Source organism: Polynucleobacter campilacus, assembly GCF_002206625.1.
GTDB classification, from domain to species: Bacteria; Pseudomonadota; Gammaproteobacteria; order Burkholderiales; family Burkholderiaceae; genus Polynucleobacter; species Polynucleobacter campilacus.
Map to the genome: position 1 here is coordinate 164,230 of NZ_NGUP01000001.1, position 13,579 is coordinate 177,808.

General features: G+C 44.5%; 13 protein-coding genes. 8 read left to right on the forward strand and 5 right to left on the reverse strand.

From position 1 onward, the window contains the following. Positions 1 to 7: 7 nt before the first annotated feature. The gene (locus tag CBI31_RS00890) at positions 8 to 1,645 is read right to left on the reverse strand and encodes a thiamine pyrophosphate-binding protein (protein WP_088524546.1); all 1,638 of its coding nucleotides are present in this window, start codon (positions 1,643 to 1,645) and stop codon (positions 8 to 10) included. Positions 1,646 to 1,722: 77 nt separating this feature from the next. After that, a complete protein-coding gene (locus tag CBI31_RS00895) occupies positions 1,723 to 2,709 on the reverse strand; it encodes a Bug family tripartite tricarboxylate transporter substrate binding protein (protein ID WP_088524547.1) in 987 nt (328 codons plus the stop codon). Positions 2,710 to 2,910: 201 nt separating this feature from the next. Between CBI31_RS00895 and CBI31_RS00900 the strand changes: the two genes are divergently transcribed. From CBI31_RS00900 to CBI31_RS00935, 8 genes are all read left to right on the forward strand, one after another. After that, positions 2,911 to 3,840 (forward strand): hydroxyacid dehydrogenase, encoded by a 930-nt coding sequence (locus CBI31_RS00900; protein ID WP_088524926.1) that lies wholly within the window; start codon positions 2,911 to 2,913, stop codon positions 3,838 to 3,840. A 1-nt stretch (position 3,841) separates the two neighbouring features. Continuing rightward, a complete protein-coding gene (locus tag CBI31_RS00905; RefSeq protein WP_088524927.1) occupies positions 3,842 to 4,852 on the forward strand; it encodes an Ldh family oxidoreductase in 1,011 nt (336 codons plus the stop codon). A gap of 30 nt (positions 4,853 to 4,882) precedes the next feature. Beyond that, a complete protein-coding gene (locus tag CBI31_RS00910; protein WP_088524548.1) occupies positions 4,883 to 5,164 on the forward strand; it encodes a flagellar biosynthesis protein FlgA in 282 nt (93 codons plus the stop codon). 41 nt (positions 5,165 to 5,205) lie between these two features. Continuing rightward, positions 5,206 to 6,378: a UxaA family hydrolase gene (locus CBI31_RS00915; protein ID WP_088524549.1), complete on the forward strand. Its 1,173-nt coding sequence runs from the start codon at positions 5,206 to 5,208 to the stop codon at positions 6,376 to 6,378. Positions 6,379 to 6,388: 10 nt separating this feature from the next. After that, on the forward strand, positions 6,389 to 7,108 hold the full coding sequence (locus CBI31_RS00920) for a GntR family transcriptional regulator (RefSeq protein WP_088524550.1): 720 nt from the start codon (positions 6,389 to 6,391) through the stop codon (positions 7,106 to 7,108). A gap of 6 nt (positions 7,109 to 7,114) precedes the next feature. Further along, the gene (locus tag CBI31_RS00925) at positions 7,115 to 8,107 is read left to right on the forward strand and encodes a YeiH family protein (protein WP_088524551.1); all 993 of its coding nucleotides are present in this window, start codon (positions 7,115 to 7,117) and stop codon (positions 8,105 to 8,107) included. 89 nt (positions 8,108 to 8,196) lie between these two features. Then, on the forward strand, positions 8,197 to 9,456 hold the full coding sequence (gene soxC / locus CBI31_RS00930; protein WP_088524552.1) for a sulfite dehydrogenase: 1,260 nt from the start codon (positions 8,197 to 8,199) through the stop codon (positions 9,454 to 9,456). Beyond that, complete coding sequence (locus tag CBI31_RS00935; protein ID WP_240553622.1) at positions 9,446 to 9,982, forward strand: c-type cytochrome; 537 nt, start codon at positions 9,446 to 9,448, stop codon at positions 9,980 to 9,982. The genes soxC and CBI31_RS00935 overlap by 11 nt, the downstream gene beginning before the upstream one ends. 42 nt (positions 9,983 to 10,024) lie before the next feature. On the opposite strand, the gene CBI31_RS00940 is transcribed toward CBI31_RS00935, so the two are convergent. From CBI31_RS00940 to prfB, 3 genes are all read right to left on the reverse strand, one after another. After that, positions 10,025 to 10,801 (reverse strand): ferredoxin--NADP reductase, encoded by a 777-nt coding sequence (locus tag CBI31_RS00940; RefSeq protein ID WP_088524553.1) that lies wholly within the window; start codon positions 10,799 to 10,801, stop codon positions 10,025 to 10,027. A gap of 68 nt (positions 10,802 to 10,869) precedes the next feature. Continuing rightward, positions 10,870 to 12,426: a lysine--tRNA ligase gene (lysS, locus tag CBI31_RS00945; protein WP_088524554.1), complete on the reverse strand. Its 1,557-nt coding sequence runs from the start codon at positions 12,424 to 12,426 to the stop codon at positions 10,870 to 10,872. 28 nt (positions 12,427 to 12,454) lie between these two features. Further along, positions 12,455 to 13,559 (reverse strand): peptide chain release factor 2 gene (gene prfB / locus CBI31_RS10250; protein ID WP_112218901.1). Its coding sequence is split into 2 segments (ribosomal slippage): positions 12,455 to 13,477 and positions 13,479 to 13,559, totalling 1,104 coding nucleotides; the frame shifts between segments, so codons are not numbered across the junction. Positions 13,560 to 13,579: the final 20 nt, after the last annotated feature.

The window sequence follows — 13,579 nt, forward strand, 5'->3', positions numbered from 1 at the left end:
GCCCAAGTTACGATCGTTTGATGTTTGGTGCTGCAAGCCCATCTATCAAGACATTGATACATGAAGGCAGGTTGCTAGTGATCGCACGTTTAGCAGCCGGCAGAACTTCATTTGAGTCATTAACAAATTCTCCATGCCCGCCAAATGCAGTACATACTCTTTCATAATGAGATGGCAGTAGCTCACAACCAATAGTTCTGTCTTGACCATACTCGCGAACTTGAATTTGATACTCAGCATTCCACCGAGCATCATTACCAACCACCAGTAAAAATGGGAGCTTATAACGGACGGCAGTATCAATTTCAGCACTATGAAAGCCGAATGTACCATCACCCATCACTGCAATAATTAGCGAATTTGGTTTGGCAACTCTCGCTGCGATTACGAAGGGTAAGCCAGCTCCAATAGATCCAGCTACGCCATTGATTACTCTGTTAGGTGCTTGCAGACAGGCTTGGGCCCACTGACCAATTTCACCGCCGTCGCTAATGAGAACTGAATCAGGATGACTGTCTAGAATTTCTTGCAGTGGAGCGAGGGCTTGAATGGGGTGAATATTTCCCATTTTTGGTGGAAGCTCTTTCCACACCTTAGGGCGAAATGCGACTGCATCCCAAACTATATTTTGCCAATCACTTGTTGCCACCTCTTGATCTTTATTTAGACTAATAATGGACTCAATGGCAACAGGAATATCTGCTTGAATAGTTTGCAATAGGCGATCTCCAACCGCTCTTTTGGCGCGTTCAATTTCATCCATATCAGGATCAATTTGTAGAAACCGACAGTCCTTTTGGATTCCGGGACTTTGGGCAAACTTTAGAGTGAAATCAATCTTTTTTCCAAGTAGTAGTATGCAATCAGCTTGATTTAATATTTCGGCGAAAGCGCCTAAGCTCGGATCACCAATGCCCCGAGGGCTTTCCATTCCAATAACGGGAATGCCAGTCGCTTTTTCAAGTGTCTTTAATTTAGCTTTACCTTCTTTTGATTGCATCAATGGGCCTGTCAATATGAGAGGCTTACTTGATTTTTTCAATTGCTTGATGAGCTTTTCTAGGTCGGCGGCATTAATTGAAGATGACTCTGCTTTAAAGGATGAAGCAGTTGGCATCACTGCATTGATGGGGAGCGCAGATTCAAGTACATCAGTTGGTAGGCTGAGATGAACGGGACCAGGTCTTCCAGACTTGGCAATACGAATTGCTTTTGCAATATCCAATGCCACTTCTTCTGTCTTTTGACAGACCCACGAAGCTTTTGTTAAGGGGGCTGCAATAGCCGCCTGATCCATTTCTTGAAAGGCGCCTTTTCCGATCTGCCCAATCGGTGCATGGCCTGAAATAAGGACCACGGGCGATTCAGCCATCGCGGCGGTATAAAGTGCTGAAATGGCATTTGCATGACCAGGGCCACCCGTTACCATTGCAATTCCAACCTCTCCTGTTAATCTAGCCCAGGAGTCTGCCATGTGAACTGCTGCCGCTTCATGTCGCGTATGGATGAGGTCTATTTTTGAATCAAAAATAGCGTCATATACAGGCATGATGTGATTGCCAGAAAGGGTAAAAATTTTATTGATACCTGCAAATTCAAATGCCTCTATCAAGGCATGAGCCCCATTTTTATTTTTTGCATTCATTATTTTTTACAAATTCCTGACAAGATGGTGACATAGATGTATGAAAAAACGCCACTCATCAGAAGTGGCGTTTTTATTTATTGAGCACTAATATTTCTGCCCTTAATCACTTTCTCCCAAACGACTGATTCTGCTTTCACTTGGGCTTCAAATTCTTTCTGATTATTAACCACTGCAGTTAAGCCATTTAAATCAAGGCTAGCGCGTAATGCTTCTGAATTCACGGCCTTAACAGTGGCATCGTAAATCTTTTCGGTAATTGTCTTTGGGGTATTGGCTGGAGCAACAAGCCCAAACCAACCAGTCGATTCAAATCCAGGAATACCAGCTTCAGCAACGGTGGGTACATCAGGCAATTGTTTTGAACGTTTTAAGCTCGTTACGGCTAAAGGCTTTATTTGCCCATTTTTGGCAAACCCGGTTGCCGCAGTGAGATTGCCTACCATGAAGTCGATTTGACCGGCTACTAAATCATTGATCGCTGCTGATTCACCCTTATACGGCACATGGGTAGCGGGGATATTTGCTGAATAGGTAAAGTTCTCAGCTGCCATATGTACTTGGCTACCAATGCCTGCAGAACCAAAATTAAGATCTTTAGTCTTGGCATAAGCAATAAATTCACCCAAGGTTTTGACTGGTAACTTAGTGCTCACTGAGACCAGCATTGGACCACTCGCCACATTAGTAATATAAACAAAGTCTTTGGCGTAATTGACTGGTAATTTCTTATAAAGATTTGGGTTGACAGTGAGCATGCTTCCAGAGGCGAGCATGATGGTATAGCCATCCGCCGCAGATTGCGCTACAAACTCAGCGGCAATATTGCCTCCTGCGCCTGGTTTATTTTCGACGATAACATTTTGTCCAAGATCTTTTGTGAGCTGTTGCGCTAATAGGCGGCCCAAAATATCTGTAGTACCACCTGCAGCAAATGGAATGATGAGCTTAATAGGTTTAGTTGGCCAATTTTGCGCGTAGGTTAGTGGCGATGCAATCAAAAGCAATGCCCCTGTGATCAATACAAATTGTTTGCCGATACTTCCAATGAATTGCTTAAGCATTCTTTTGTTCTCCAGTGGTAATTCGATTTTGTATCTTATCTCTAATTTCATTTAAAAATATAACCAGTTTTTATAAAATGGTTATAAGCGTATATCAAGTTGGTATCTGCTTTATCGCTACTTAGCCTCATGTTTTTCGAAATTGCAGTGCACCATGTTTTGAATCTTGCAGGATATCAAATTCATCTATATGATATAGATATGTCATCTATTTTGATCTCCGAGTTCATTACAAGTCAAGCCTTAGAAACCCTGCGCTCTAAGCATGTAGTGGTTTATGAGTCCGAGCTTTATAAAGATCGCCCAGCTTTGATTGCTGCGTTGCAAAATATTGAGGGGCTAATTGTTCGTAATCTGACTCAAGTAAATGAGGAGATCCTGGCAGGCGCCCCAAACTTAAAGGTAGTTGGTCGGCTGGGTGTTGGGCTTGAAAATATTGAATTGCCTGCCTGCGCTAAAAGAAACATCAAGGTCATTCCGGCAACTGGTGCAAATGCCGAGTCTGTTGCTGAGTATGTTGTGGGTGCTGCAGTTGCATTAACGAGAGGATTTATTCCAGCGACGGTTTCAACGCTTAAAGGTGAGTGGCCTCGCCCTCGTTTTTCTACTTATCATGAATTTTTAGGTAAGACCATTGGCATTATTGGTTTTGGTAGCATTGGAAGGGTGGTGGCTAAGAAAGCAAATGCATTTGGATTGCACTGTCTTGCATATGATCCAATGCTGCCTGCTGGCTCCATTGAACTTGATGGATTTTCAGTGCCATTACTCTCATTGAGTGACTTACTTGGTAAAAGTGACGCGGTTACCTTACATCTTCCATTTTTACCTGAAACAAAGAATCTATTTAATGCAGCTACCTTGGGTCAAATGAAAAATGGTGCCTGCTTAATTAATACTGCGCGCGGCGGCATCGTTGATGAGAGGGCTCTTGCAGAGCATTTGCGCTCTGGGCGTTTGGGTGGGGCAGCAATAGATGTGTTTGAGAGTGAGCCAGCAAAAGATTTGAGTCACTTTTCAGGCATAGAGAATCTCATTCTGACTCCGCATGTAGCAGGCGTAACTCATGAAAGTAATGAGCGCGTTAGTCAAATGATTGCCGATGAAGTTAATCGGTTTTTTGGAGCATAAAGTGAATTTATCCTATCAACAGATGCTTGAGCTAGCCTCATCTGGTTTACGTGCAGCCGGTATTGGTGAAAAGGCAGCTCATGAGACAGCACAATTTTTAGCGCTTGCTGAGCTTGATGGATTGGCCTCCCATGGATTAGCGCGAGTATCGCAATATGCAGGACATGCTAAAAATGGACGCATCGAGTTAGCCCCCAAAATCAAAGTGCGTCCTTTTAAAGCATCGGCTGCATTAGTAGATGCTTGTGATGGACTTGCGTTTCCAGCGCTGCGCTTTGCTACAGACCTATCTGTCAATTTAGCCTCTAAGACTGGAGTGGGTTTAGTCGCAGTGACGAATAGTCATCATTTTGGAGTTGCGGGGCACTTTACTGAAGCAGCAGCACGCGCCGGATACATTTCATTATTGTTTGGCAACACCCCCGCTGCTATGCCGATGGTTGGCGGTAGCAAAGCAATTTTTGGTACTAATCCTCTGGCTGCAGCCTTTCCAGTTGCTAGCCGCGATCCTTTAGTCATTGATATGTCTCTGTCAGCAGTAGCCCGTGGTAAGTTATTAGTTGCGGCGAAGAAGGGCGAATCTATTCCAGAGGGTTGGGCCTTAACGGCTGATGGTAAACCCACTACTGATCCTAATGAGGGACTCAAGGGATTAATGGTTCCGCTCGGCGGTGATAAGGGCGCTTTGCTTGCTCTGATTGTTGAATTGCTCGTTGTCGGTTTGTCAGGAAGTCGCTTCTCTTATGAAGCAGACTCATTTTTCGATGCCAAAGGTAATCGCCCCCGTATCGGACAGCTTTTATTGGCGATAGATTCAGGTTTAGCAGGCAGCCAAGTATTTGCAAATAAGATGCAAGCACTCTTAAAGACCCTGGCATTAGATTCTGGAACCCGTGTTCCAGGGCAAAGACGTTTTAAACAGCGTGCATCAGGCTTTAAAGAAGGTGTCAACGTTTCTGATGTGGTTGTAGAAGAGATTCAGGCTGGTATTCGCCAGTCATGGGATGTTTAGTAGTTCAACAAGATTGAAGAGGAGAAGGTAATGATCCATTTTGTCGTGCATGAGCCAGGAGATGGCGTAGGCGTGGTAGTAGTTGAAGGCGTAAAAGCTGGAGATGATTTGATTGGTTGGGTAATGGATGGAGATTTAACGCTCAATATGAAATCCGAGAGTGATATTCCCATTGGCCACAAAATTTCATTAAATGATTTTAAGTCAGGCGATACGGTGATGAAGTATGGCGTAGACATCGGCAAGGTTGTAGCTCCCATCAAAAAAGGCGAGCACCTCCATGTTCAAAACGTAAAAACGAAGCGCTGGTAATCCAGGCTTTTATTCACCTATTCATTTAGAAAGAAAACAAGATGATTAATTTGAAAGACGCGAGCTTCATGGGTTACCGCCGTGAAAATGGCCGCATGGGAATTCGTAATCACGTATTAATTTTGCCTTTAGATGATTTATCAAACGCAGCTTGCGAAGCTGTAGCAAATAACATCAAAGGAACTCAGGCTATCCCTCACTCTTATGGCCGCTTGCAGTTTGGTGCCGACCTAGATCTGCACTTCCGCACTTTGATTGGCACTGGCACTAATCCAAACGTAGCTGCTGTAGTGGTGATTGGTATTGAGCCGCAGTGGACAAAAATTGTGGTTGATGGAATCAAAGCTTCTGGTAAGCCAGCAGAAGGTTTCTGGATCGAGGGTAATGGGGATACCGCTACAATTGCCTCTGCTAGCAAAGCTGCGTATCAAATGATGAAGCATGCCTCTAAGCAAAAGCGAGTTAAAGCACCGTTATCTGAGCTATGGGTATCTACAAAGTGCGGTGAGTCTGATACAACTTCTGGCTGCGGCGCAAACCCAACAGTAGGCGATGCTTTTGATAAGCTCTATGGGATTGGCTCTACCTTGGTATTTGGCGAAACTACCGAGTTAACTGGTGGTGAACATTTGGTAGAAGCACGTTGCCGCACACCAGAGGTAAAAAAGAAGTTCCGTGAAATGTTCGATCGTTATCAAGACGTTATCGAACGCCATAAGACTAGCGACTTATCTGACTCTCAACCAACCAAAGGCAATATTGCTGGTGGTTTGACCACGATTGAAGAAAAAGCTCTGGGCAATATTCAGAAAATTGGTAAGAAATGTATCGTGGATAGCGTTTTGGATAAAGGTGAAGAGCCTAAAATCCCAGGCTTGCACTTTATGGACTCTTCCTCAGCTGCTGCTGAGATGGTGACCTTATGTGCCGCTGCAGGATTTGCAGCACACTTCTTCCCAACAGGCCAAGGTAACGTGATTGGTAATGCGATTCTTCCAGTGATCAAGATTTGTGCAAACCCAAAAACAGTACGTACTATGGGTGAGCATATTGACGTTGATGTATCAGGATTATTGCGTCGTGAAGAGAATATGGACCAGGCTGGTGATAAGTTGTTGGAGTGCCTCTTACGCACTGCTGACGGCGAATTAACGGCTTCTGAGATTCTCGGTCACCGTGAATTCGTATTAACTCGTTTATACGAATCAGCGTAATTTTTAAAGTATGAGATCCCTGACCGCTTATGAAGAAGTAAAGCAAAAGATCACCGATGATCTGGTCAGGGGCCGTTATCCAATGGGGCAGGCGTTGCCTGCCGAAAAGGATTTATCAAAAGAGTTAGATGTTTCTATAGGAACCCTGCGTAAGGCGGTGGACGAGTTGGTTGCGGAAGGTATTGTCGTTCGTCGTCAGGGCAGGGGAACCTATGTTGCTGAGCATGATCTTAAACGATTGCTGTATTACTTTTTTCACGTTGTAAAACACGACGCTGATAAAAAAATAAATCCACGAGTCGAGTTAGTTTCCTTAACTTCAGCTCTTGCAAATAGGGAAGAAGCCAGCAAACTGCAAATTAAAGAGGGCGCATCAGTATGGCGCCTAGTTAATTGCCTTTATTTAGATGACAAATGCGTCATGATTGACCACATCACTTTGGATAAGAAGCGGTTTAAGAATTTAACTCGTGTAGATTTTATTAATCGCGAGGGCAGTATCTATCAGCTATATCAAATGAAGTACGGTCAGACAGTAGTTCGCAGTAGCGAACGATTACGTGCTGGTCTGGCTGGCAAGCAATACTCAGAATGGTTAGATTTGAAGCCAGATTCACCAGTTTTGGTTATCAGAAGGGTAGCTCTTGGTATTCAAGATGAGCCATTGGAATGGCGAGTTTCTACACTTAACACCAATCAACATGAATACTTTAGTGAGTTAGTGGTCTAAGAATTTATGCTCACGACTGCTAAGCAGAACTTACCAGGTTTAATGGTTTGTTTGATCATCGCCATGTCTACCAGTTTTCTTTCGGAAAATTATGGTGGACCACAGCTCTTATATGCTTTGTTACTAGGCTTATCACTACACTTTCTCTATCTGAATGATGCTGTCAAGCCAGGAATAGACTTCTGTGCAAAAACGATTCTTCGTTTAGGCGTTGCTTTTTTAGGAATTCGGATTACTTTTGCTGATATTAGTGCGATTGGTATTAATACTGGCTTCATGGTCATAGTTGCCGTTGCAGCCACCGTTATCTTAGGGTTACTGCTCGCCAAGTTTTTGAGGATATCTCCCGATTTTGGCTTGATAGCCGGTGGATCTGTTGGCATTTGTGGCGCTTCTGCTGCACTTGCAGTTGCCTCTGTATTACCTAAGTCAAAAGAGAACGAGCAATTTACCTTATTAGTCGTTGTTGGCGTGACCGTACTATCGACCATTGCAATGGTGACATATCCTTTTGCTTTGCAAATGCTCAATATTGGCGATCTTTCAGCCGGTATTTTTATAGGTGCCACTATTCATGATGTTGCTCAAGTGGTTGCCGCAGGAATGCTGTTTGGTTCCGAGGCAGGCGATGTTGCAACTGTGGTGAAGTTATTTCGCGTAGCGCTACTCCTACCCGTAGTTTTAGTGATCTCTATTTTCTTTGATGCGCAAAGAGCGACTAATCAATTAGGGTGGGGTAGCTTGCGCTTGATCCCAACATTTTTATTGGGCTTTGTTGCGCTTTCTATTGTGGCTTCAATGGAAATTTTACCCACTTCAATCACACATCAAATTGGTGGAATATCCCGTTGGATGTTGGTGATTGCAATTGCAGCTGCAGGATTGAAAACCAATTTTCAAGAACTAGCAAAGCTAGGTTGGCAGCCGGTATTTATGTTAGTTGTTGAAACCCTCTTTATTGCTATTCTGGGGCTCATTTTCATTATGTATGGCACCTAGGGTTAACAGAATATCAACTTTTATAGTTTAGCAGTATGCTTTAAAAAAACGATAAGCTGAGTAACGCATATAACGGAGGCAATGTATTTATGTCTAAGAGGGATAAACTTTCTAATCGCCGTCTTTTTTTAAAGTCATCGCTTGTTGCGGGGGCGAGTATAAATGGCGTAATAAGTGCTAATTCTGCCTTTGCTAAAAATCAGGGCGATGGTTTTTTAGAGGTTGATCCTTGGACAAAAACTCAGGGATCAACCTTCGTAAATCCACCTTATGGCTTGCCATCGAAGTATGAAAAGAATGTTGTTCGATTACTTCCCTCTCCAGCGCCAACATTCTTAACGGGTTCAAGAACACCCTTGCAAAGCTTGCATGGAATTATTACCCCTAATGGTTTAGTTTTCGAACGACATCATGCAGGAGTGCCTGATATTAATCCTGACCTACATAAATTGGTGATCCATGGTTTAGTGGATCGCCCAATGGTCTTTAGTATGGAAGATATTGTTCGCTTTCCATCGGAATCCCGAATTAATTTCTTAGAGTGCTCTGGCAATAGCGCTGCTGAACTTAAGAAGGCGAGCAATCAAACGGTTCAGCAAATTCATGGATTACTATCCTGTTGTGAGTGGACTGGCGTGCGCTTATCTACAATTTTGCAAGAGTGTGGTGTACAGCCTTCTGCTAAATGGGCTTTGGCTGAGGGTGCTGATGGCGCGGCGATGACGCGGAGTATTCCCATGAGTAAGATGATGGACGATGCTTTATTGGTATACGCACAAAACGGTGAGATGTTGCGTGCTGAACAAGGCTATCCACTGCGCCTATTCTTGCCTGGTTATGAAGGCAATATGAGTATTAAGTGGTTACGAAGAATTAAGTTAGGTACTGAGCCATGGCAAACTCGTGAAGAGACCTCTGCTTATACCGATCTGAGGGCAGATGGGAAGGCGCTGCAATTTACTTTTGCCATGGAGGTGAAATCAGTCATTACGCAGCCCTCAGGGATGATGAAACTCAAATCAAAAGGCTTTTATGAGATCTCAGGCTTCGCTTGGTCCGGTAATGGCAAGATTCGGCGCGTTGAGGTCTCGACTGATGGTGGTAAGTCATGGAGTGAGGCCGTGTTGCAGGAGCCTGTGATAGATAAATCCCTAGTTCGATTTCGTTTTCCTTGGATGTGGGATGGAGCACCAGCAACGCTGATGAGTAGGGCGGTTGATTCAAGTGGTGAAGTACAGCCTACGATGGATGCTGTTATCAAGGCTAAGAGCGCAAATACCTTCTATCACAATAATGCCATTCAACCATGGCGTGTTGCTGCTAATGGGGAGGTGACTAATGGACGCTAATAGATATATCAACATTGCTCTGCTTGTAGTTACCATTGGCATGCCATTAGGCTGCACTAGTGGTTACCAAGCACATAGCCCCATAGGCCTTGGCAAGCCGATTACTGAAAATCAGATTCAGGCATGGAATATTGACGTTGGTCCAAGTGGAGCAGGCTTACCACCCGGCTCAAGTACCGCAACTATTGGAGAAAAGTTATATCAGAAACAGTGCGCATCCTGTCATGGAGACCAGGGGCAAGGCGGAGTAGCAAATCGTCTTGTGGGTGGTGGCTCATTGAATACAAATTCGCCCGTAAAGACCGTGGGCAGTTTTTGGCCTTACTCAACTACTATTTTTGATTATGTGAAAAGGGCGATGCCACATCAAGCGCCGCAGTCTTTAACAGATGATCAAGTTTATGCTGCTACTGCTTATATTTTGTATCTTAATAAGATAATCCCAAAAGATGCGGTGATGGATGCTAAGACACTACCTTTGGTAAAAATGCCTAATAGGGATGGATTTACTCTTATCGAGCGTTGAGTAGTTGAAAAGACATTGATGATTTAAAGAGTCTTACGCTCATTACTTTTCTACAAATGCTCTTTCAAAGACGTAATCACCCAACTGTCCAAGGCTTGGTGAAACCTTAAAGCCTTTGGCATCAAGCATCTCAGCAGTTTCTTTAAGCATGGATGGACTGCCACAGATCATCGCTCGGTCTACTGCTGGATCTAATGGAGGCAAGCCAATATCTTTAAATAGCTGACCAGATTCGATGGCAGTAGTCAGGCGGCCAGTGTGCTTAAATGCTTCACGAGTCACCGTTGGGTAGTAGATTAGCTTTTCACGAATGATCTCACCAATATATTCGTCTTGAGTGAGTTCATTTTTGATGTATTCACCATAAGCAAGTTCGCTGACTAGACGAACACCATGAATCAACACTACCTTTTCAAACTTATCGTAAGTCTCTGGGTCACGAATAATGCTCATAAATGGCGCCAAGCCAGTACCGGTACTGAACAAGTAAAGGTGCTTGCCAGGATTTAAGTCGTCAATCACTAAGGTGCCAACAGATTTCTCGCTCACGAGGATGGGATCGCCAACCTGAATTTTCTGCAAACGGGATGTGAGTGGACCATCTTGAACCTTAATACTTAAGAATTCGAGGTGCTCTTCGTAGTTTGGGCTGGCAACACTATAGGCTCGCACGAGTGGCTTGCCTTCTACTTCAAGGCCAATCATTAAGAAGTGACCACTACGAAATCGCAGGCCTTTATTGCGAGTGGTAGTGAAGCTAAAAAGGGTGTCATTCCAATGATGAACAGTGAGAACAGTTTCAGTGTTGTATGCGGCCATAGGTGCTTGTAAATAAAATGATTTGATTTAGCAATGTGATGATTAAAGTATTCCTGACTTTTCTTTAGTTACTCTTCTTCGCGACGTAAGTGAGGGAACAAAATCACATCTCGAATATTTGGTGCATCAGTGAGGAGCATGACTAAGCGATCGATACCAATACCGCAACCACCTGTTGGAGGCATACCGTATTCCAGGGCGCGGATAAAGTCATGATCAAAGTACATCGCTTCCTCATCGCCGGCCTCTTTTTGGGCCACTTGCTTGCGGAAGCGATTAGCTTGATCTTCAGCATCATTTAGTTCTGAGAAGCCGTTGGCAATTTCACGGCCAGTGATAAAGAGTTCAAAGCGCTCAGTAACACCTGGGCGAGTATCGGATTCTCTAGCGAGGGGGCTTACTTCGATTGGGTAATCGATGATGTAGGTTGGCTCCCAGAGATGTTCTTCGGCCACCAATTCAAATAAGGCGAGTTGGAGGGCACCAATACCAGCATTCTTCAGCGTTGGAGAGTCTGGATTTTCACCGCCTTTTTTCAATTCAGCGCGAATGAAATCAGCATCTTCTAATTCAGCAGCTTGGTAGCTCTTATTGGACTGAGGCCCGTACTTCAGAATTGCTTCGGTAATCGTTAAGCGTTGGAATGGCCTACTTAAATCGAGTTCACGACCTTGGTGAGTCAATACTGCTGTGCCTTGCGCATCCATTGCGGCTGCACGAATCAAGCCTTCTGTGAAATCCATTAGCCAACGGTAGTCGGTATAAGCCGCATAGAACTCCATCATCGTAAATTCAGGGTTATGACGTGGGCTCACGCCTTCGTTGCGGAAGTTACGATTGATTTCAAAAACGCGTTCAAAACCACCCACTACCAAGCGCTTGAGATAAAGCTCAGGTGCAATACGCAAGAACATCTGCATATCTAAAGCATTGTGGTGGGTAATAAAGGGTTTGGCTGTGGCGCCACCAGGAATCGGGTGAAGCATCGGCGTTTCTACTTCCATAAAGTCTGCATCAAGCATATGGCGACGAAGAGACGCAATCGCATTGCTACGCGCTTTGAAGGTATTGCGACTTTCTGGGTTTACAATCAAATCTACATAGCGCTGACGATATTTAGTTTCCAGATCTGAGAGGCCATGGAACTTATCAGGTAATGGGCGCAATGACTTACTCAGTAAACGCAGATTGCTAGACTCAACCGAGAGCTCGCCCTTATTAGTCTTGAAAAGATTGCCTTCAGCAGAGATAAAGTCACCCATATCCCAATGTTTAAAGGCGCCGTGGGTATCGGCACCGCTGAGTTCATCACTAATATAAAACTGAATCTGACCACTGCGATCTTGAATAGTGGCAAAACTGGCTTTACCCATCACGCGTTTAAGCACCATACGACCAGCCACTTTGACGTGAACCTTCTTGGCAGCCAACTCCTCTTTAGTGAGACTATCGTAATGAGTATGAAGATCAGCCGCTAAATGCGTTGGTACAAAATCATTTGGGAAGGCAACTCCACCTTCACGGAGCTTGGCGAGTTTTTCACGGCGCTCTGCAATGATATGGTTCTCATCGACTACTTCAGTGGCTGGCGCTGGGTTGCTACCTAAGTTCGTTTTATCGTTCATATTCGAAGTTATAGTGGTGATACGGTAATTAAACGCCTTGCTTCAGGCTGGCTTCAATAAAGGCATCAAGATCCCCATCCAATACCTTCTGGGTATTTGAGATCTCAACGTTAGTACGTAAATCTTTGATGCGGCTTTGATCCAAAACGTAAGAGCGGATTTGATGACCCCAGCCCACATCGGTTTTGTTCGCCTCTAACTTATCTTGTTCAACGCGACGTTTTTGCATCTCATGTTCGTATAAACGTGACTTTAGCATCGTCATTGCTTCAGCGCGGTTGCGGTGTTGGCTTCGGTCATTCTGACACTGCACCACAATACCTGTTGGAATATGCGTGAGACGTACCGCAGAGTCAGTTTTATTAATATGCTGACCACCGGCACCAGAGGCGCGGTAGGTATCGGTGCGAATATCGGCAGGGTTCACTTCAATCTCAATAGAGTCATCAATCTCGGGATAGACATAGATCGAGGCGAAAGAGGTATGGCGACCATTAGAGGAATCAAAGGGTGATTTACGTACTAAGCGGTGCACACCAGTTTCAGAGCGGAGGTGGCCATAGGCATACTCGCCATCGACTTTGATGGTAGCGCTCTTAATGCCGGCAACATCACCATCGGATTCTTCGAGGATTTCCGTTTTGTAGCCCTTACGTTCGCAATACTTGAGGTATTGGCGATAGAGCATGCTAGCCCAGTCACAGGCTTCTGTGCCGCCTGCACCTGCTTGAATATCGATAAAGCAATTGCAGGAATCCATTTCATTATGGAACATGCGGCGGAACTCTAGATCACCGATGATCTTGCTGTAACTCTCTACATCCTGCTCAATGGCAGAGATAGTTTCGAAGTCGCTTTCCTCTTTGGCCATATCAAATAGCTCCAGAGCGCTAGTGATATTCGTATTTAAATTAGTCAGAGTGGCAACCACGCCATCGAGTAATTTCTTTTCTTTACCTAGCGCTTGTGCTTTTTTTTGATCATCCCAAATAGTGGGATCTTCTAGGATTGAGTTAACTTCGGTAAGGCGACGTGACTTTACTTCGAAGTCAAAGATACCCCCGAAGAGCTTGCTCACGGGTGAGCAGGTCGGACAAGGTATTTGAGATCGTATTGAGTTGTTCAGCTTCCATCCCCTAATTATAAGGGGGTT